13 protein-coding genes are annotated in these 20489 nt (G+C 57.1%); 8 read left to right on the forward strand and 5 right to left on the reverse strand.

The genetic code is table 11. The features are described 5' to 3' along the window. Nucleotides 1-15 precede the first annotated feature (15 nt). The 5 genes from pepA (at nt 16) to ahr (ending at nt 6674) form a co-directional block, all read left to right on the forward strand. Nucleotides 16-1527: a leucyl aminopeptidase gene (gene pepA / locus EoCCA6_RS09275; RefSeq protein WP_152082432.1), complete on the forward strand. Its 1512-nt coding sequence runs from the start codon at nt 16-18 to the stop codon at nt 1525-1527. A 118-nt stretch (nt 1528-1645) separates the two neighbouring features. Beyond that, nucleotides 1646-2089, forward strand: coding sequence for a DNA polymerase III subunit chi (gene holC, locus EoCCA6_RS09280; RefSeq protein ID WP_003861884.1), 444 nt, complete (start codon nt 1646-1648; stop codon nt 2087-2089). Beyond that, nucleotides 2089-4944: a valine--tRNA ligase gene (locus tag EoCCA6_RS09285; RefSeq protein ID WP_152082433.1), complete on the forward strand. Its 2856-nt coding sequence runs from the start codon at nt 2089-2091 to the stop codon at nt 4942-4944. Before holC ends, EoCCA6_RS09285 begins: the two co-directional genes overlap by 1 nt. A gap of 123 nt (nt 4945-5067) precedes the next feature. Then, nucleotides 5068-5571: a GNAT family N-acetyltransferase gene (locus EoCCA6_RS09290; protein WP_152082434.1), complete on the forward strand. Its 504-nt coding sequence runs from the start codon at nt 5068-5070 to the stop codon at nt 5569-5571. Nucleotides 5572-5654: 83 nt separating this feature from the next. Continuing rightward, nucleotides 5655-6674, forward strand: coding sequence for an NADPH-dependent aldehyde reductase Ahr (ahr, locus tag EoCCA6_RS09295; protein ID WP_152082435.1), 1020 nt, complete (start codon nt 5655-5657; stop codon nt 6672-6674). Between the two features lie 91 nt (nt 6675-6765). Here ahr and EoCCA6_RS09300 read toward each other — a convergent pair whose 3' ends face one another. Next, nucleotides 6766-8403 carry a dihydroxyacetone kinase subunit DhaK gene (locus tag EoCCA6_RS09300; RefSeq protein WP_152082436.1) on the reverse strand — a complete coding sequence of 546 codons (1638 nt, stop codon included), beginning with the start codon at nt 8401-8403 and terminating at the stop codon, nt 6766-6768. Nucleotides 8404-8540: 137 nt separating this feature from the next. On the opposite strand from EoCCA6_RS09300, the gene EoCCA6_RS09305 reads away from it, so the two are divergent. Beyond that, a complete protein-coding gene (locus tag EoCCA6_RS09305; protein WP_152082437.1) occupies nt 8541-10043 on the forward strand; it encodes a helicase HerA-like C-terminal domain-containing protein in 1503 nt (500 codons plus the stop codon). On the opposite strand, the gene mnmL is transcribed toward EoCCA6_RS09305, so the two are convergent. Further along, nucleotides 10023-10964 (reverse strand): tRNA modification radical SAM protein MnmL/YtqA, encoded by a 942-nt coding sequence (gene mnmL / locus EoCCA6_RS09310; RefSeq protein WP_152084428.1) that lies wholly within the window; start codon nt 10962-10964, stop codon nt 10023-10025. The two genes, EoCCA6_RS09305 and mnmL, sit on opposite strands and share 21 nt — an antisense overlap. 687 nt (nt 10965-11651) lie before the next feature. Between mnmL and gltB the strand changes: the two genes are divergently transcribed. After that, nucleotides 11652-16112, forward strand: a complete 4461-nt coding sequence (gene gltB / locus EoCCA6_RS09315) for a glutamate synthase large subunit (protein ID WP_152082438.1) — start codon at nt 11652-11654, stop codon at nt 16110-16112. A gap of 9 nt (nt 16113-16121) precedes the next feature. Further along, complete coding sequence (gene gltD, locus EoCCA6_RS09320; protein ID WP_152082439.1) at nt 16122-17540, forward strand: glutamate synthase subunit GltD; 1419 nt, start codon at nt 16122-16124, stop codon at nt 17538-17540. Between the two features lie 34 nt (nt 17541-17574). Here the strand turns inward: gltD and nanQ are convergent, their stop codons facing one another. The 3 genes from nanQ to EoCCA6_RS09335 are packed head-to-tail and all read right to left on the reverse strand — an operon-like array spanning nt 17575 to nt 20389. Continuing rightward, nucleotides 17575-18042 (reverse strand): N-acetylneuraminate anomerase, encoded by a 468-nt coding sequence (gene nanQ, locus EoCCA6_RS09325; RefSeq protein WP_152084429.1) that lies wholly within the window; start codon nt 18040-18042, stop codon nt 17575-17577. Then, on the reverse strand, nt 18042-18908 hold the full coding sequence (gene nanK / locus EoCCA6_RS09330; RefSeq protein ID WP_152082440.1) for an N-acetylmannosamine kinase: 867 nt from the start codon (nt 18906-18908) through the stop codon (nt 18042-18044). The genes nanQ and nanK overlap by 1 nt, the downstream gene beginning before the upstream one ends. Then, nucleotides 18905-20389 (reverse strand): MFS transporter, encoded by a 1485-nt coding sequence (locus EoCCA6_RS09335; RefSeq protein WP_152082441.1) that lies wholly within the window; start codon nt 20387-20389, stop codon nt 18905-18907. The genes nanK and EoCCA6_RS09335 overlap by 4 nt, the downstream gene beginning before the upstream one ends. Between the last annotated feature and the right edge of the window lie 100 nt (nt 20390-20489).

Raw genomic sequence — 20489 nt, forward strand, 5'->3', positions numbered from 1 at the left:
TCAGGAGCGTAGTGCATGGAGTTCAGTGTAAAAAGCGGTAGCCCGGAGAAACAGCGGAGTGCCTGCATCGTTGTGGGCGTCTTTGAACCGCGCCGACTCTCTCCGATCGCCGAACAACTCGATAAAATCAGTGACGGCTATATCAGCGCTCTGTTGCGCCGTGGCGAACTCGAAGGCAAACCTGGGCAGACGCTGTTGCTGCACCATGTTCCAAACGTCTTGTCCGAGCGCATTCTGCTGATTGGCTGTGGTAAAGAGCGCGAGCTGGACGAGCGTCAGTATAAGCAGGTGATTCAGAAAACCATCAATACGCTGAATGACACTGGCTCAATGGAAGCCGTCTGCTTCCTGACTGAACTGCACGTCAAAGGCCGCAACACCTACTGGAAAGTGCGCCAGGCCGTCGAAACCGCAAAAGAGAGCCTGTACAGCTTTGACCAGCTCAAGACCAACAAAAGCGAGCCGCGTCGCCCACTGCGTAAAATGGTCTTTAACGTGCCAACCCGTCGCGAGCTGACCAGCGGCGAGCGCGCTATTCAGCACGGTCTGGCGATTGCAGCAGGCATCAAAGCGGCCAAAGATCTCGGTAATATGCCGCCAAACATCTGTAACGCCGCGTACCTGGCGTCTCAGGCACGTCAGTTGGCCGACTCCTACAGCAAGAACGTTATCACCCGCGTCATCGGTGAACAGCAGATGAAAGAGCTGGGGATGCACTCTTATCTGGCGGTCGGTAATGGGTCCCAGAACGAATCCCTGATGTCGGTGATCGAATACAAAGGTAATCCGTCCGAAGACGCGCGTCCTGTCGTGCTGGTCGGTAAAGGCCTGACCTTCGACTCCGGCGGTATCTCCATCAAGCCTGCCGAAGGCATGGACGAGATGAAGTACGACATGTGTGGCGCGGCGGCGGTTTACGGCGTGATGCGCATGGTCGCTGAACTTCAATTGCCGATTAACGTTATCGGCGTACTGGCGGGCTGCGAAAACATGCCTGGCGGCCGCGCTTACCGTCCGGGAGACATCCTGACCACCATGTCCGGCCAGACCGTCGAAGTGCTGAACACCGATGCGGAAGGCCGTCTGGTACTGTGCGACGTGCTGACCTACGTTGAGCGCTTCGAGCCTGAAGCGGTGATCGACGTGGCCACGCTGACCGGAGCCTGCGTCATTGCGCTGGGTCACCACATCACCGGCCTGATGTCGAACCACAACCCGCTGGCGCATGAGCTTATCGGCGCATCCGAGCAGGCTGGCGACCGTGCATGGCGTCTACCGCTGGGTGACGAGTTCCAGGAACAGCTGGAGTCTAACTTCGCGGATATGGCGAACATCGGCGGCCGTCCTGGTGGTGCTATCACTGCAGGCTGCTTCCTGTCGCGCTTTACTCGCAAGTACAACTGGGCACACCTGGACATCGCGGGTACCGCATGGCGCTCCGGAAAAGCCAAAGGCGCAACCGGCCGTCCTGTCGCGTTGCTGTCGCAGTTCCTGCTCAATCGTGCGGGTTTTAACGGCGACGAGTGATGTAAAACGCCGGGTGGCGGCTTCGCCTTACCCGGCCTACAGCATCACTCAACCGTAGGCCGGGTAAGCGTAGCGCCACCCGGCTTTGCATTTAAATCCACGACAAGAAACCCCATATATGAAGAATGCAACGTTCTACCTTCTGGACAACGACACCCATCAGGATGGCCTCAGCGCCGTTGAACAACTGGTGTGTGAAATTGCCGCAGAACGTTGGCGCGCAGGTAAACGCGTTCTGATTGCCTGTGAAGATGAGCAGCAGGCGATTCGCCTCGATGAAGCGCTATGGGCGCGCCCACCGGAGAGTTTTGTGCCACATAACCTGTCGGGCGAAGGTCCGCGCGGTGGCGCACCGGTCGAAATTGCCTGGCCGCAAAAGCGCAACAGCAGCGCGCGCGATATTCTCATTAGCCTGCGGACAGACTTTGCAGATTTTGCCACCGCTTTCACAGAAGTGGTAGACTTTGTCCCTTACGAAGAATCCTTGAAACAACTGGCGCGCGAACGCTATAAAGCGTACCGCCTAGCTGGTTTTAACCTGAATACGGCAACCTGGAAATAATGGAAAAGACATATAACCCACGCGATATCGAACAGCCGCTTTACGAGCACTGGGAACAGCAGGGCTATTTCAAGCCTAACGGCGATGAAAGCAAAGAGTCCTTCTGCATCATGATCCCGCCGCCGAACGTCACCGGCAGTTTGCATATGGGTCATGCTTTCCAGCAAACCATCATGGACACCATGATCCGCTACCAGCGCATGCAGGGCAAAAACACCCTGTGGCAGGCGGGGACTGACCACGCGGGTATCGCGACCCAGATGGTGGTTGAGCGTAAAATTGCCGCTGAAGAGGGTAAAACCCGCCACGACTACGGTCGCGACGCGTTCATTGATAAAATCTGGCAGTGGAAAGCAGAATCTGGCGGCACCATCACCCGTCAGATGCGCCGTCTCGGCAACTCCGTGGACTGGGAGCGCGAGCGCTTCACCATGGACGAAGGCCTGTCCAACGCCGTGAAAGAAGTGTTCGTCCGTTTGTACAAAGAAGACCTGATTTACCGTGGCAAACGCCTGGTCAACTGGGACCCGAAACTGCGCACCGCCATCTCTGACCTGGAAGTGGAAAACCGCGAGTCTAAAGGCTCAATGTGGCACATCCGCTATCCGCTGGCCGACGGCGCAAAAACCGCCGACGGTAAAGATTACCTGGTGGTGGCGACCACGCGTCCGGAAACCCTGCTGGGCGATACTGGCGTGGCCGTTAACCCTGAAGATCCGCGTTATAAAGATCTGATAGGCAAATTCGTGGTGCTGCCGCTGGTTAACCGCCGTATTCCGATTGTGGGCGACGAACACGCCGACATGGAAAAAGGCACCGGTTGCGTGAAAATCACCCCTGCGCACGACTTCAACGACTATGAAGTCGGTCGTCGTCATCAACTTCCGATGATCAACATTCTGACCTTCGACGGTGATATCCGCGAAAGCGCAGAAGTGTACGACACCAAAGGCGAAGAGTCTGACGTTTACTCCAGCGAAATCCCGGCAGAATTCCAGAAGATGGAACGCTTTGCCGCGCGTAAAGCGATTGTTGCTGCAGTCGACGCACTCGGCCTGCTCGAAGAGATCAAACCTCACGATCTGACCGTGCCATACGGCGACCGTGGCGGCGTGGTGATCGAGCCAATGCTGACCGACCAGTGGTACGTGCGTGCCGACGTGCTGGCAAAACCGGCTGTGGAAGCGGTTGAAAACGGTAGCATTCAGTTCGTACCGAAGCAGTACGAAAACATGTATTTCTCCTGGATGCGCGACATTCAGGACTGGTGTATCTCCCGTCAACTGTGGTGGGGTCACCGTATCCCGGCATGGTATGACAACGAAGGCAACGTCTATGTTGGCCGTACTGAAGACGAAGTGCGTCAGGAAAACAACCTGAGCGCAGACGTTGCGCTGCGTCAGGACGAAGACGTGCTGGACACCTGGTTCTCCTCCGCGCTGTGGACCTTCTCCACCCTCGGCTGGCCTGAGAACACCGACGCGCTGCGTCAGTTCCACCCAACCAGCGTGATGGTGTCCGGCTTCGACATCATCTTCTTCTGGATCGCCCGCATGATCATGATGACCATGCACTTCATCAAAGACGAAGACGGCAAGCCGCAGGTTCCGTTCCATACCGTCTACATGACCGGTTTGATCCGTGACGACGAAGGCCAGAAGATGTCCAAGTCCAAGGGTAACGTTATCGACCCGCTGGATATGGTCGACGGTATCTCCCTGGAAGAGCTGCTGGAAAAACGTACCGGCAACATGATGCAGCCGCAGCTGGCAGAGAAAATCCGCAAGCGTACCGAGAAGCAGTTCCCGAACGGGATTGAAGCGCACGGTACAGACGCCCTGCGTTTCACCCTGGCGGCGCTGGCCTCGACCGGCCGCGACATTAACTGGGACATGAAGCGTCTGGAAGGTTACCGTAACTTCTGTAACAAACTGTGGAACGCCAGCCGCTTCGTGCTGATGAACACCGAAGATCAGGATTGCGGCTTCAACGGCGGTGAGATGACTCTGTCTCTGGCGGATCGCTGGATTCTGGCGGAATTCAACCAGACGGTGAAATCCTTCCGTGACGCGCTGGACAGCTACCGCTTCGATATCGCGGCGGGCATCCTGTACGAATTCACCTGGAACCAGTTCTGTGACTGGTATCTGGAGCTGGCGAAACCGGTGATGAACGGCGGAACTGAGGCGGAACTGCGCGGCACGCGCAATACGCTGATTACCGTTCTGGAAGGTCTGCTGCGCCTGGCGCATCCGGTCATTCCATTCATCACCGAAACCATCTGGCAGCGTGTGAAGGTGATTGCGGGCATTAACGCCGACACCATCATGCTGCAGCCGTTCCCGGAATTCGATGCGGCTAAGGTTGATGAAGCGGCGTCAGCGGATACCGAATGGCTGAAACAGGCGATCGTTGCGGTACGTAACATCCGTGCTGAAATGAACATCGCCCCTGGCAAACCACTGGAGCTGCTGCTGCGCGGTTGCAGCGAGGCTGCTGTTCGTCGTGTCACCGAGAACAACACCTTCCTGAAAACCATGGCGCGTCTGGAAAGCATCACCGTGCTGCCTGCTGATGACAAAGGTCCGGTTTCCGTGACCAAAATCATCGACGGTGCCGAGCTGCTGATCCCGATGGCGGGTCTTATCGACAAAGACGCTGAGCTGGCTCGTCTGGCGAAAGAAGTGGCGAAAGTCGACGTGGAAATTGGCAAAATCGAAGGCAAGCTGGCGAACGAAGGCTTTGTCGCCCGCGCGCCGGAAGCGGTCATTGCGAAAGAGCGTGAACGTCTGGTTGCCTTTGCGGATGCTAAAACCAAGCTGATCGAGCAGCAGGCAGTTATCGCGGCCCTGTAATGCTTTTACCCCTTACGCTTCAGGGCGTAAGGGGTAACCTTCCTGAAAACTCCTCGCTTGCACTCCCCTTTCTGCGGTGCTATTAACAGCAGTTGTGTGTCAATTTTTGTAATGAGTAATGCTATGAGCGTGATTACCCCCGTCGCGACGACGATGCGTCGGATCACTGAGCAAGACAACCCGGCTATTGCCGCCGTTATCCGCACCGTTTCCGCCGAGTATGGCCTGACTGCTGATAAAGGCTATACGGTTGCCGACCCGAACCTGGACGAACTGTTCCAGCTTTATAGCCAGCCAGGCCATGCCTACTGGGTTATCGAGCAGAACGGAAAGGTCGTGGGCGGCGGTGGCGTTGCGCCACTGAGCTGCAGCGAGCCGGATATCTGCGAACTGCAGAAAATGTATTTCCTGCCCGCCGTGCGTGGACAAGGGCTGGCGAAGAAACTGGCGCTGGTCGCCCTTGAACATGCCCACGCTCAGGGTTTTAAACGTTGTTACCTCGAAACAACCGCCTTCCTCAAAGAGGCCATTGGCCTGTATGAACATCTCGGCTTTGAGCATATTGATGCGCCGCTGGGCTGTACCGGCCATGTCGATTGCGAAGTCAGGATGCTGAAAACGCTGTAAATTTCGCTCCTGCCGTCTTCTGTTAAGCGACTGTAAACTGAATGCTCTACACTCACAGTTCACACCATAACGGGGGAAATACGATGTCGAAGATAAAAAGCTACGCCGCACCGCAGGCGGGTGCAGAACTTGAGCTGTACGAGTACGATGCGGGCGACCTAAAAGCAGAAGACGTCGAAGTGCAGGTTGATTACTGTGGGATCTGCCACTCGGATCTCTCGATGATCGACAACGAATGGGGCTTTTCACAGTATCCGTTGGTTGCCGGGCACGAAGTGATCGGCCGCGTCGTGGCGCTCGGTAGCGCCGCGCAGGATAAAGGGCTGAAAGTGGGCCAGCGCGTGGGCATTGGCTGGACGGCACGCAGTTGCGGTCACTGCGACGCCTGTATCAGCGGCAACCAGATCAACTGCCTCGAAGGTGCTACGCCAACCATCCTGAACAAAGGCGGTTTCGCCGACAAACTGCGCGCCGACTGGCAATGGGTCATTCCGCTGCCGGAGAGCATTGATATCGAATCCGCAGGCCCGCTGCTGTGCGGCGGCATTACCGTATTCAAACCGTTGCTGATGCACCATATCACCGCCACCAGCCGCGTGGGGGTAATCGGTATTGGCGGTCTGGGGCATATCGCCATCAAACTGTTGCACGCAATGGGCTGCGAAGTGACAGCGTTCAGCTCTAACCCATCCAAAGAAAAAGAAGTGCTGGCAATGGGTGCTGACAAAGTGGTGAACAGCCGCGATCCAGAAGCACTGAACGCGCTGGCGGGCCAGTTTGACCTGATCATCAACACCGTCAACGTCGATCTCGACTGGCAGCCGTACTTTGAAGCGCTGGCCTACGGCGGTAACTTCCACACCGTGGGTGCCGTACTGAAGCCGCTGCCGGTTCCGGCGTTTACCCTGATCGGCGGCGATCGCAGCGTGTCCGGCTCCGCGACCGGTACGCCGTTTGAGTTGCGCAAGCTAATGAAGTTTGCCGGACGTACCAAAGTGGCACCGACCACCGAGCTGTACCCGATGTCGAAAATCAACGAAGCCATCCAGCATGTGCGCGACGGTAAAGCCCGCTACCGCGTGGTGTTGAAAGCGGATTTCTGATGTGAATTTGCCGGGTAACGGCTTCGCCTTACCCGGCCTGCATTAGATTTTTGCAGGCCCGGTAAGCGCAGCGCCACCGGGCGATTCCCACCTACCGCACCAGTGCAGAAAATACTTCCGCCACTGCAACCGCCCCCGGATCGGTCACCCCGTCCAGATTCTCTTTGTTCACATACGACGAGCGCCCCGCCCCGGCTTTCGCCATTTTTGCCGTGGCCTCAGCACCCTGCTGCGCAGCCTGCGCCGCGGCCTGAAGATCGCCTTTCTGCAGCGCCTCCAGCGCCGGTTGTAGCGCATCGATCAGGGTACGATCGCCCAGATCCGCACCACCATACTGCTTCATTTGCGCAAGTCCACTCAGAAAAGCGTCTGCCAGCGGTTTTCCATCATGCAGCTTCTGACCCGCCGCGGTAAAGAAGATCGACATCAGTACGCCGCTTGAGCCCCCCATCACCGTCGCCAGTCGCTCACCCACCAGCGACAGCAGCACAGACACATCGTTGAGCGGGAGCTTACCGGCTTCCAGAAGCTGCGCAATATCCCGCGCACCTTGCGCAAAGGTGGAGCCTGTATCACCATCCCCCACTTTGGCATCCAGCGCATTCAGGCGATTTTCAAGCTGAATCAGCGTATTGGTTACTGCCGAGACATACTCGCCCACCTGCTGATTTGCAGAGGCGGTATATTCCACGCGATCGTGAATGGCGCTATGTGGGATCGTGCGCAATGGCGCAAACGCTACGGGTTTCTGCCAGCCCAGCGTCTCCACCTCTTCATGGATAGCCTTTTCAAAAAGATCGTTGAGCTTCAGCAACGTCAGCGAAAAGCCCTTCATATCCAGCGCACTGACCAGCGGCGCGGGGCCAATCAGATACGCGATATTCTCTTTCAGTGCCGAATGCGCCAGCTCTTTGGTCAGCAGCGCCATCTCAAGCGCCGAGACACCACCGAGGTTGTTGATCAGCACCGCAAAGCGTCCTTCGCCGGCCTGCGCTTTTAGCGGCGTCACCAGCGTGTCGATAATCGCTTTGCTGTTTTGCGTATCGACCACGGAAGCCCCCGGCTCGCCGTGAATGCCCAGTCCCAGCTCGACATGGCCTTGCTTAATGCGCCCCTCTTCATCGTCACTGCCCGGCAGGTTGCAGGTCTGCATGGCAACCCCCAGGCTCCAGAGGTTATCGCAAGCCTGTTGCGCAATATCCCGCACTTCACTGAGCGATTTCCCATGCTCCGCCGCAAAGCCCGCAATCTTATGCACCAGTGCCGTTCCCGCTATGCCGCGCGGCTGCTTGTTATCTGGCAGAGCGACGTCGTCCGCCACGATCACCATCTCCACCTTCAGACCGTAGCGTTTGGCCTTCTCTGCCGCCAGACCAAAGTTCAGCCTGTCGCCAGTGTAGTTTTTGACAATCAGCAGACAGCCACGATCGCCCGTCACCGCCACAATGGCATTCAGCACCGCATCTACGCTCGGCGAGGCAAACAGGTCCCCACACACCGCCGCCGTCAGCATTCCTTTACCGACAAACCCGGCATGGGCTGGCTCATGACCTGAACCGCCACCGGAGATCACCGCCACGCGGCTTTTATCCCAGTCGCCACGGGCGACCACGCGAATGGCCGGATCAATATCAAGTTTGACGAGATTACCGTGCGGCGCGGAGATCAGTATGCCTTCAATGGCATCGTTGACCAGCTGTTTGCGATCGTTAAAGAAGAATCTGGACATAGTTTTCCAAAATTTTGTGAACCGTATGCAAAAGCATAGCCCGCACTGGATAATGCGCCGCAAAGTCAGGAATTTACTCAGCCATTTTGCCGTCAGGTTGCCTATACTGCACCCAGGATTATGAGAGGAAGCGCATCATGAGTACACCATTGTTAATTGCCCGGACGCTGGAAAAAGAGCTGTTTTTACTGCCTGCGATGGTAAATCGCCACGGCCTGATCACCGGCGCGACAGGGACAGGGAAAACCGTCACCCTGCAAAAGCTGGCTGAGTCGCTTTCTGAGATCGGCGTACCGGTCTTTATGGCCGATGTGAAAGGCGATTTAACCGGAATCGCACAGGAAGGTACTCCCTCTGAAAAATTGCTTGAGCGTCTGAAAAACATTGGCGTGAATGACTGGACGCCGCACAACAACCCGGTGGTGGTGTGGGATATCTTTGGTGAGAAAGGCCACCCGGTGCGCGCGACCGTGTCCGATCTGGGTCCTCTGCTCCTCGCCCGTCTGCTCAATCTCAACGACGTACAGTCTGGCGTACTGAATATTATCTTCCGCATTGCGGACGACCAGGGGCTACTGCTGCTTGATTTCAAAGATCTGCGCGCCATTACGCAGTACATTGGCGACAACGCGAAATCCTTCCAGAACCAGTATGGCAACATCAGCAGCGCCTCGATAGGGGCTATTCAGCGTGGGCTACTCACCCTGGAGCAGCAGGGTGCCGAGCACTTCTTCGGTGAGCCGATGCTGGATATCAAAGACTGGATGCGTACCGACAGCAACGGTAAAGGCATCATCAATATTCTGAGTTCAGAGAAGCTCTACCAGATGCCAAAGCTGTACGCCGCCAGCCTGCTGTGGATGCTCTCCGAACTGTACGAGCAGTTGCCGGAAGCGGGCGACCTGGAAAAACCCAAACTGGTGTTTTTCTTTGACGAAGCGCACCTGCTGTTTAACGATGCGCCGCAGGTTTTGCTGGATAAGATTGAGCAGGTCATCCGCCTGATCCGTTCCAAAGGCGTCGGCGTCTGGTTTGTGTCGCAAAACCCTTCGGACATCCCTGATAACGTGCTGGGCCAGCTCGGTAACCGCGTGCAGCACGCCCTGCGCGCCTTTACGCCGAAAGATCAGAAAGCGGTGAAAGCCGCCGCGCAAACCATGCGTGCCAATCCGGCCTTTGATACCGAAACCGCCATTCAGGCGCTGGGCACCGGTGAAGCGCTGATTTCGTTCCTGGATGCGAAGGGCAGCCCATCCATTGTTGAGCGCGCAATGGTGATCGCCCCCTGCTCGCGGATGGGACCCGTCACCGACGATGAGCGCAATAGCCTGATTAACCACTCCCCGGTATATGGCAAGTACGAGGACGAGGTGGATCGGGAATCCGCGTTCGAGATGCTGCAGAAAGGCGTACAGGCAGCCACCGAGTCGCAGGATGCGCCTGCCGCCAAAGGCCAGTCTGTCGCGGTGGATGATGGCATTCTGGGCGGGTTAAAGGACATTCTCTTCGGCAGTACCGGGCCACGCGGCGGCAAGCGCGATGGCGTGGTGCAGACCATGGCGAAAAGCGCGGCGCGGCAGGTCACGAATCAGATTGTGCGCGGTATGCTGGGGAGCTTGTTAGGCGGCCGCCGTCGGTAGACGGGGAACCCACGGACGGCCAAGCGCCGATCCCTGTACACCGTGTTCATGCAGATAACGGTCGATTTCCAGCATACCTGTCCAGCGGTTCTCGCACCAGAGCGGTGCCAGAAGCGTTGGGCGGCGGGCACTTGCCGAGATACGGTGGTAGACAATCTCCGGCGGTGTGTGGCGAATCATCTCCCCTGCCGTCACCGTATACGCGTCGAGTTCAATCCCGTTTAACCGCCCTGCCTCCCAGGCTTTCGCCATTATGCTGCCCTTCACAATGTGCAACGGATGCAGCTTGATACCGTCCACGCCGGTTTCAACAACCCTTTCCAGCGTCTCCAGCCCGTGTTGCTGCCCTTCACCAGGCAAGCCGACAATCAGATGCGAACACACTTTAAGCCCGCGCTCACGGGCGAGACGCGTGGTGCGCTGGTAGCAGGCAAAATCATGTCCACGGTTGATACGGTGCAGGGTTTTGTCATGGGCGGTCTGTAAACCCAGCTCCAGCCAGATCTCGTAGCCTTGTTCTTTGTACTCGCTGAGCAAATCCAGCACCGCATCCGGTACGCAGTCCGGGCGCGTTCCTACGCACAGCCCGACAATATTGGCCTGAGTGACGGCTTGCTGATACATGGAACGCAGCACCTGCACCTCTGCCCAGGTGCTGGTGTAGGCCTGGAAATAGGCCAGATACTGCTTTGCGCGGTTCACCAGGCTTGCCTGATGCGCAAGTTGCTCAGCGATAGAGCGATGCTGCTGTTCTTCATCGGCAAATGACGCGACGTTACAGAAAGTACAGCCGCCACGCCCGATGGTGCCATCGCGATTCGGGCAGCTAAAACCGCCGTGCAGCGTCAGCTTATGCACCTTTTGCCCGTAACGCTGCAAAAGATCCCCACCAAACATATTGACTAATTTCTGTAACTGCATAATCTGATAGACCGTCCCGAAGAAAGGGGACAAGCCTGCCATTTTTAGCCTCTGTCGGCGATGACCTGGATCAATCGCCCTGGATGGCTTTTATCTGTTTGAATAAATAATCAAGATTACTGCAATTTCATTCACGCCACGCGTAATTATTTTTCCTTATGTTTTGATGGTTTTTTTCATTTATAGCGCCATCACAGAAAAACAGTGACATTATGTGGGTTTGAAACCCATTCCAGATTATTATTCTGCTATAAAACCACTATTCAGCATGCTGCATTGATAATACCGCTTTCAGATAGTGAGTCAGATCACACTCCTCCATGCCTCTCCAGGGCTTTTTGCGATAGCAAATAGCGTAAAATATCTTTTATATACAAAGAGATAATATCTCTTTAGCACATTTTTGTATAAATAAGATTGCCATTTGACCTGTGTACCAATTCCCGATAAGTTGGAAATCCGCTGGAAGCTTTCTGGATGAGCGGCCTGCTCATCATATTTATGCAGTAATTGAGATTCCCTCTGAAGCAAGTCCTCAAACTTGTTTACCTGCGCGAAAGGATGAAAAAGAGGGCGAATGCGAGGTCCGCGTATGAAACGCAAACCCCGTCGCCATGCTCTTTCTGTGCCTGTGCGCCACGGTAAAGTTCAGTGGGAAGCCCGACGAGCCTGGGGAGGTTCACTGATATGTTGTACGATAAATCCCTTGAGAAGGATAACTGTGGTTTCGGCCTGATCGCCCACATAGAAGGCGAACCTAGCCACAAGGTAGTGCGTACTGCTATTCACGCACTGGCCCGTATGCAGCACCGTGGTGCTATCCTTGCCGATGGTAAAACCGGCGACGGTTGTGGTCTGCTGCTGCAAAAACCGGATCGTTTCTTCCGTATCGTGGCGGAAGAGCGCGGCTGGCGTTTAGCCAAAAACTACGCTGTTGGTATGCTGTTCCTGAATCAGGACGCTGAAAAAGCTGCCGCCTCACGCCGCATCGTCGAAGAAGAACTTCAACGTGAAACCCTGTCGATTGTCGGCTGGCGCGATGTGCCAACCAACGAAGGGGTGCTCGGTGAAATCGCCCTCTCCTCGCTGCCTCGTATTGAACAGATTTTTGTTAACGCGCCTGCGGGCTGGCGTCCACGTGATATGGAACGTCGCCTGTTTATCGCCCGTCGCCGCATTGAAAAACGTCTCCAGGACGATAAAGAGTTCTACGTCTGTAGCCTCTCGAACCTGGTGAACATCTATAAAGGTCTGTGTATGCCGGCTGACCTGCCGCGCTTTTACCTGGACCTGGCGGACCTGCGTCTGGAATCGGCCATTTGCCTGTTCCACCAGCGCTTCTCCACCAACACCGTTCCACGCTGGCCGCTGGCGCAGCCGTTCCGCTATCTGGCGCACAACGGCGAGATCAACACCATCACCGGTAACCGCCAGTGGGCACGCGCCCGTACCTATAAGTTCCAGACGCCACTGATCCCTGACCTGCACGATGCCGCGCCGTTCGTGAACGAAACCGGTTCGGACTCCAGCTCTATGGATAACATGCTGGAACTGCTGCTGGCAGGCGGGATGGACATCGTTCGCGCCATGCGTCTGCTTGTTCCGCCGGCATGGCAGAACAACCCGGATATGGACCCCGAGCTGCGCGCGTTCTTTGATTTTAACTCCATGCACATGGAGCCGTGGGACGGTCCGGCAGGCATCGTCATGTCCGACGGGCGTTTTGCGGCCTGTAACCTGGACCGTAACGGCCTGCGTCCGGCGCGCTACGTCATCACCAAAGATAAGCTCATCACCTGCGCCTCTGAAGTCGGTATCTGGGATTACCAGCCTGACGAAGTGGTTGAGAAAGGTCGCGTCGGTCCGGGCGAACTGATGGTTATCGATACCCGCGGCGGGCGCATTCTGCACTCTGCCGAAACCGATAACGATCTGAAAAGCCGCCATCCGTACAAAGAATGGATGGAGAAAAACGTGCGCCGTCTGGTGCCGTTCGAAGATCTGCCGGACGAAGAAGTGGGCAGCCGCGAGCTGGACGATGATGCTCTTGCGAGCTTCCAGAAACAGTTTAATTACAGCGCGGAAGAGCTGGACTCAGTTATCCGCGTACTGGGCGAAAACGGCCAGGAAGCGGTCGGCTCCATGGGTGACGATACCCCGTTTGCCGTGCTCTCCAGCCAGCCGCGCATTATTTACGACTACTTCCGTCAGCAGTTCGCGCAGGTGACCAACCCGCCAATCGATCCGCTGCGTGAGGCACACGTGATGTCACTGGCGACCAGCATTGGCCGCGAGATGAACGTCTTCTGCGAAGCCGAAGGCCAGGCACACCGTCTGACTTTTAAATCGCCGATTCTGCTGTACTCCGATTTCAAACAGCTCACTACCCTGAAAGAGGATCACTATCGCGCCGACACGCTCGATATTACGTTCGACGTGACCGAAGCGAGCCTCGAAGAGACGGTAAACGCGCTGTGTGACAAAGCCGAACAGATGGTGCGTAACGGTACGGTTCTGCTGGTGCTGTCTGACCGCAACATCGCGAAAAACCGCCTGCCGGTGCCTGCGCCAATGGCAGTGGGTGCTATCCAGACGCGTCTGGTGGACAAGAGCCTGCGCTGCGACGCCAACATCATTGTTGAAACCGCAAGCGCGCGCGACCCGCACCACTTTGCTGTGCTGCTAGGCTTTGGTGCGACGGCAATCTACCCGTACCTTGCCTACGAAACGCTGGCCCGTCTGGTCGACACCCGCGCGATCGACAAGGATTACCGTGCGGTGATGCTGAACTACCGTAACGGCATCAACAAAGGTCTGTACAAGATCATGTCCAAAATGGGCATCTCAACCATCGCCTCTTACCGCTGCTCGAAGCTGTTTGAAGCGGTCGGGTTGCATGACGACGTGGCAAATCTTTGCTTCCAGGGCGTGATCAGCCGTATCGGCGGGGCCGGTTTTGCTGACTTCCAGCAGGATCTGGTCAATCTGTCAAAACGCGCATGGCTGGCGCGTAAGCCGCTGGATCAGGGCGGCCTGCTGAAATACGTTCACGGTGGCGAATACCACGCCTACAACCCGGACGTGGTGCGCACGCTGCAGCAGGCGGTTCAGAGTGGTGAATACAGTGATTATCAGCAGTACGCCGCGCTGGTGAACAACCGTCCGGCGGCGACGCTGCGCGACCTCATTGCCCTGAATCCGGGTGATGACGCGGTCAGTATTGACGATGTTGAGCCAGCGTCTGAGCTGTTCAAACGCTTCGATACCGCTGCGATGTCCATCGGCGCGCTGAGCCCGGAAGCCCACGAAGCGCTGGCGGAAGCCATGAACAGCATCGGCGGCAACTCCAACTCCGGCGAAGGTGGTGAAGATCCTGCTCGCTACGGCACCAACAAAGTGTCCCGCATCAAGCAGGTGGCATCCGGTCGCTTTGGCGTGACGCCAGCGTACCTGGTTAACGCCGATGTCATTCAGATTAAAGTCGCTCAGGGTGCTAAACCGGGCGAAGGCGGTCAGTTACCGGGTGATAAAGTCACGCCGTACATCGCCAAACTGCGCTATTCCGTGCCGGGCGTGACGCTGATCTCCCCGCCGCCGCACCACGATATTTACTCTATCGAGGACCTGGCGCAGCTGATTTTCGACCTGAAACAGGTCAACCCGAAAGCGATGATCTCCGTGAAGCTGGTATCTGAACCGGGCGTTGGCACCATCGCGACCGGCGTGGCGAAAGCCTATGCCGACCTGATCACCATCGCCGGTTATGACGGTGGTACCGGTGCAAGCCCGCTCTCCTCCGTGAAATATGCGGGTTGTCCGTGGGAGCTTGGCCTGGTGGAAACCCAGCAGGCGCTGGTGGCTAACGGCCTGCGTCACAAGATCCGCCTGCAGGTGGACGGTGGCCTGAAAACCGGCCTCGACATCATCAAAGCCGCGATTCTGGGTGCGGAGAGCTTTGGCTTCGGCACGGGCCCGATGGTGGCACTCGGCTGTAAATACCTGCGTATTTGCCACCTGAACAACTGCGCAACCGGTGTTGCGACCCAGGACGAGAAGCTGCGTAAGAACCATTATCACGGCCTGCCGTTCAAAGTGACCAACTACTTTGACTTCATCGCCCGCGAAACCCGCGAGCTGATGGCGCAGCTGGGCGTGAAACGTCTGGTAGATCTGATTGGCAGAACTGACCTGCTGAAAGAGCTGGAAGGCTTCACGGCTAAACAGCAGAAGCTGGAGCTGAGCAAATTGCTGGAAACCGCGCAGCCACACCCAGGCAAAGCGGTCTACTGCACCGAGAACAACCCGCCGTTCGACAACGGCGTGCTGAACGCGCAATTACTGCAGCAGGCGAAGCCGTACGTGGACGAGAAGCAGAGCAAAACGTTCTGGTTTGATATCCGCAACACTGACCGCTCTGTCGGTGCGTCACTCTCTGGCTACATCGCGCAGACGCACGGTGACCAGGGGCTGGCAGCCGATCCGATTACCGCGCACTTCAGTGGTACAGCAGGCCAGAGCTTCGGCGTATGGAACGCGGGCGGCGTTGAGTTGTACCTGACCGGTGATGCCAACGACTACGTCGGTAAAGGCATGGCGGGCGGTCTGCTGGCAGTGCGTCCTCCGGTCGGCTCGGCCTTCCGTAGCCACGAAGCCAGCATCATTGGCAACACCTGTCTGTACGGCGCAACCGGCGGACGTCTGTTTGCTGCGGGCCGTGCGGGTGAGCGTTTTGCGGTGCGTAACTCCGGTGCCATCACCGTGGTCGAAGGCATTGGCGATAACGGCTGTGAATACATGACGGGCGGGATTGTTTGCGTCCTGGGTAAAACCGGCGTGAACTTTGGCGCAGGCATGACGGGCGGTTTTGCGTACGTCCTGGATGAAGACGGTGAGTTCCGCAAACGCGTGAACCCGGAACTGGTGGAAGTGCTGGACGTTGATACGCTGGCTATCCACGAAGAACACCTGCGCGGTTTGATTACCGAACACGTGCAGCATACCGGTTCTTCGCGCGGCGAAGAGATCCTGGCGAACTGGCCAGCATTCTCTGCGAAATTCGCGCTGGTTAAACCGAAGTCCAGCGATGTTAAAGCCCTGTTGGGTCACCGTAGTCGTAGCGCAGCAGAGCTGCGTGTGCAGGCGCAGTAAGGAATTCAGATGAGCCAGAACGTATACCAGTTTATCGACCTGCAGCGTGTTGATCCGCCAAAGAAACCGCTGAAGATCCGTAAAATTGAATTTGTTGAAATCTATGAGCCGTTTTCAGAAGGCCAGGCCAAAGCACAGGCAGACCGCTGCCTGTCCTGCGGTAACCCTTACTGCGAATGGAAATGTCCGGTACACAACTACATCCCGAACTGGCTGAAGCTCGCCAACGAAGGGCGTATTTTTGAAGCCGCCGAGCTGTCTCACCAGACCAACACCCTGCCGGAAGTATGCGGCCGCGTGTGTCCTCAGGACCGTCTTTGTGAAGGCTCCTGTACGCTGAACGACGAGTTTGGCGCGGTGACCATCGGCAACATCGAGCGCTATATCAACGATAAAGCGTTCGAGATGGGCTGGCGTCCGGATATGACCGGCGTGCGTCAAACCGACAAGCGCGTGGCAATCATCGGTGCGGGTCCTGCTGGCCTGGCCTGTGCGGACGTGCTGACCCGTAACGGCGTGAAGGCGGTGGTCTTTGACCGCCATCCGGAAATCGGCGGTCTGCTGACCTTCGGTATCCCGGCCTTCAAGCTGGAAAAAGAGGTCATGACCCGCCGCCGTGAAATCTTCACCGGTATGGGCATTGAGTTCAAACTGAACGTAGAAGTGGGCCGCGACGTGCAGCTCGACGATCTGCTGAAGGATTACGACGCCGTATTCCTCGGCGTGGGCACCTATCAGTCCATGCGCGGCGGTCTGGAGAACGAAGATGCACCGGGCGTGTACGACGCGCTGCCGTTCCTCATTGCCAACACCAAACAGATTATGGGTTACGGCGAAACGGTCGATGAACCTTTCGTCAGCATGGAAGGCAAACGCGTGGTGGTACTGGGCGGGGGTGATACCGCGATGGACTGCGTGCGCACCTCCATTCGTCAGAATGCGGCACATGTTATCTGTGCTTACCGCCGTGACGAAGAGAACATGCCGGGCTCGAAACGCGAAGTGAAAAACGCGCGTGAAGAGGGCGTGGAGTTCCAGTTCAACATCCAGCCTCTGGGCATTGAAGTGAATGCCAATGGCAAAGTGAGCGGCGTGAAAATGGCGCGCACGGAGATGGGTGCACCGGATGCAAAAGGCCGCCGTCGTGCAGAAATCGTAGCCGGCTCTGAGCACGTGATCCCGGCAGATGCGGTCGTAATGGCGTTCGGTTTCCGTCCTCACAGCATGGAATGGCTGGCGAAGCATAGCGTTGAGCTGGATTCTCAGGGCCGTATTATCGCGCCAGAAGGCAGCGACAACGCGTTCCAGACCAGCAATCCGAAAATCTTCGCGGGTGGCGATATCGTTCGCGGCTCTGACCTGGTGGTAACAGCGATTGCCGAAGGGCGTAAAGCGGCAGACGGTATTTTGAACTACCTGGAAGTGTAAAAGACAAGCCGGATGGATCTCCATCCGGCTTTTTTTATGCAGTCAACAGGCTGGCACGAACCTTCACAACGACTTTTTTAATCTCTCCCGCTGTTCCCACAATACACCCTGGCTTATGCGGCTCTCCGGGCATAAAGACCACGAACATCCCCGGTTTCAACACCATCGATTGCTCACCATCAATGCGGCTGCAAAGCTGATAATCTTCATCGTGATGCATCTCCTCGCACTCACGCGCAGAACCCGCAACGCCAAACAGAATGCGTTCTTCTCCGGTTAACAGCAGCTGGATATCAATATACTGCTCGTGCAACTCGGCTTTTTTCTGCTCCGGCGGTTGCGTGGCAAACTGCATGACGTTCATAAAAACCTCTTCACCCTGCAGTTCGTAATGCCCTGGGGCTTTCTCCTGAGGCCGCGCGGCGACGGCCAGCGTTAGCGCATTCACCAGTGCTTCAGGTAAGCCAGATGATGCCAGCGACTGCAGCTCTCCCATTATCATCATGCGTCTCCTTGTGCTAACAGTGCCGCACCCAACAGCCCGGCGTCGTGTCGATAGTGGGCCGACCGAAGTGCGACCTGATAAACAGCGGGCTCCTGCGCGAGATACTCAGCCACCAACGGCAAATACCCTTCTGCCAGTCCCACGCTGCCGCCGACCACAACTATCTGACAGTCGGTGACGGCTTTAACGTCGGCGATAAGGCGCGCCAGCGTTTGTGCAGAATACGCCACCAGCTTGCGTGCCTGCGGAACGCCTTCTGTCGCCAGGTTGAAAATTGCTTTCGCATCCAGACCGGCCAGTTCGCCCTGCGCCTGGGCGGCAATGCCGCGCCCGGACGCAATGGCCTCTACGCAACCTCTTCGCCCGCAACCGCACAGCGGCCCGGCAGGATCGGCCAGCGTATGCCCCAGATGCCCGGCCAGACCGCCGCTGCCCGTCTGCAGCTTTCCATTGAGGACAATGCCACCGCCCACGCCGGTTGAAACCGTTAGAAAGACCATGTCGTCATCATTGGGCAACGCGCAGAACTCAGCCCAGGCAGCAGCCTGCGCGTCGTTTATCGCCATCACCGGTAATTGCGTGGTCTCCTCCAGAAATGCGACCAGCGGAAAGTGCGCCAGCCCGCCCAGATTGGCCGGATTAATGGCGGTCAGTATTCCGTTGTGAATAATCCCGGTTGATGCCACCGCCACGCGTCGGGCGTGGGTAACCAACGGTAAAATCAGGGTGCGTAGCGCCTCCTCCAGCGCCCCCGGCGTATAGCTGGCGGGGGTTGGGCACTCCCTGCGCATCAACAGACTGTTCCCCTCCAGCAAGGCAGCGGCGAGCTTTGTTCCGCCAATATCAATCGCCAGCGTCGTCATTTCACCACCTGCTCGCTTTTGACACTGCCCGCTGAGAAAGCGCCACTCAGCGGTTTGCCGTCGATAGCATCGTGCGTTCGCAGCGCTTCCGGCCTGATCCAGCGCTGAACGCGTGAAGGCATATCCAGACCGATAAGCAGGATCACCACAAACGTCAGGCCAAAGGAGAGTGAGCCAAGCGCCGTGCCCAGCTCCATATTCTGAGCCAGCAAAGCCCCGATTACCGGTGCAATCGCCCCACCCAGCGCGCCCACGTTGTACGTAAAGCCCAGCCCGGCGGCACGCTGGTCGGTATCGAAATAGCCGCCGATAAGTTTAGGTAATATTCCGGAGATCCCCTGCCCCAGCATCTGCTGGAAAAAGAGGAGCAGGCCCAGAACCCAGACATTTGCACCGCCGATCGCAAATACGGGAACGATCAGCAATTGCGAAGCCAGCAGGCTGCAGACGTAAGCCTTGCGCGTGCCCAGCCAGTCGCCGAGGAAGCCGCCCACGCAGCACCCCACCGCCGCGCCGAACCCGCTAAAGAACAGGACTTTCGCCACCGTTGACGGGTCGTATGCCAGTTCGGTTTTGAGATAAGTCGGGAGCAGCGCCTGAATCGGCCATGAGTAGAGGAAGGCAAACAGGACAACAACCATCAGCGTAACGCCCGTCGGCCAGCGCTTGCCGCTGCTTTGCACCATAAAACTGATAAAGACGATGGCGCACAGCAGGCCGAGAATGACCACCAGCCCTGCGTTGTTAAGCTCACCGGCAAAACAGAACCACAGCGCAGTACCGGCAAACAGCGTCATCACAATATTGATTACGCGGTATTTGCCACGGTAAAGGATATCAACCATCGTGCGCACCGGCGCTTTGCCTTCGTGCTTCGTTTTCCAGTCTTCCGCTTCAGGAATGTTTTTACGCAGCCACAGCGCAAACACGATGGGCAGGATGCCGATAAAGAACAACGCACGCCAACCCCACACGGGCACAACAAGACTGTAGACCTGAGCGGCCACCACGGCACCGACGGAGAAACCGGAGATCAAAAAGCCGCTCGCCTTATTACGCAGGTGCTTCGGCCAGCTTTCAATAACATAGGTTGCACTGGAGCCGTACTCGCCTGCCATCCCCATACCAATGACCATACGGGCGATAAACATGGTGACGTAGCCCGGCGCAAAGCCACAGGCCAGCGTACCGCAGGAGAAGAGGACAATACTGGTGATCATCGCCAGCTTACGGCCATAGCGATCGCCCATCGCCCCCAGCAACAGCCCACCGAACCAGCGTGAAATAAAGGCTGCCGAAATCAGGCTCGCGGCTTCCACCGTTGTGAGGCCAAATTCACTTTTTACTTCTGTCAGCACTAAAGCAATCAATACAAAATCGAAGCCATCAAGCAGGTATCCCAGCCAGGCGGCGGAGAACGCACGCCACTGCGGACGGGTAAGATGGCGGTACCACGGGATGCTTTGGGTAGACTTACTCATTTCACTCTCCCGACGATTTTTTGTCGTTTTGCCGGATGGCGGCTGCGCCTTACCCGGCCTACGTATCGCGTTTTTGTAGGCCGGATCGGCGAAGCGCCCT

The organism is Enterobacter oligotrophicus, from assembly GCF_009176645.1.
Classification (GTDB): Bacteria; Pseudomonadota; Gammaproteobacteria; order Enterobacterales; family Enterobacteriaceae; genus Enterobacter; species Enterobacter oligotrophicus.

What these genes read in the sequence shown, in the direction of transcription:
- gltB (WP_152082438.1), top strand. Translation starts at nt 11,652, where the DNA reads ATGTTGTACGATAAATCCCTTGAGAAGGATAACTGTGGTTTCGGCCTG.
- gltD (WP_152082439.1), top strand. Translation starts at nt 16,122, where the DNA reads ATGAGCCAGAACGTATACCAGTTTATCGACCTGCAGCGTGTTGATCCG.
- nanQ (WP_152084429.1), bottom strand. Translation starts at nt 18,042, where the DNA reads ATGATAATGGGAGAGCTGCAGTCGCTGGCATCATCTGGCTTACCTGAA.
- mnmL (WP_152084428.1), bottom strand. Translation starts at nt 10,964, where the DNA reads ATGCAGTTACAGAAATTAGTCAATATGTTTGGTGGGGATCTTTTGCAG.
- EoCCA6_RS09290 (WP_152082434.1), top strand. Translation starts at nt 5,068, where the DNA reads ATGAGCGTGATTACCCCCGTCGCGACGACGATGCGTCGGATCACTGAG.
- ahr (WP_152082435.1), top strand. Translation starts at nt 5,655, where the DNA reads ATGTCGAAGATAAAAAGCTACGCCGCACCGCAGGCGGGTGCAGAACTT.
- pepA (WP_152082432.1), top strand. Translation starts at nt 16, where the DNA reads ATGGAGTTCAGTGTAAAAAGCGGTAGCCCGGAGAAACAGCGGAGTGCC.
- holC (WP_003861884.1), top strand. Translation starts at nt 1,646, where the DNA reads ATGAAGAATGCAACGTTCTACCTTCTGGACAACGACACCCATCAGGAT.
- EoCCA6_RS09335 (WP_152082441.1), bottom strand. Translation starts at nt 20,389, where the DNA reads ATGAGTAAGTCTACCCAAAGCATCCCGTGGTACCGCCATCTTACCCGT.
- EoCCA6_RS09285 (WP_152082433.1), top strand. Translation starts at nt 2,089, where the DNA reads ATGGAAAAGACATATAACCCACGCGATATCGAACAGCCGCTTTACGAG.
- nanK (WP_152082440.1), bottom strand. Translation starts at nt 18,908, where the DNA reads ATGACGACGCTGGCGATTGATATTGGCGGAACAAAGCTCGCCGCTGCC.
- EoCCA6_RS09305 (WP_152082437.1), top strand. Translation starts at nt 8,541, where the DNA reads ATGAGTACACCATTGTTAATTGCCCGGACGCTGGAAAAAGAGCTGTTT.
- EoCCA6_RS09300 (WP_152082436.1), bottom strand. Translation starts at nt 8,403, where the DNA reads ATGTCCAGATTCTTCTTTAACGATCGCAAACAGCTGGTCAACGATGCC.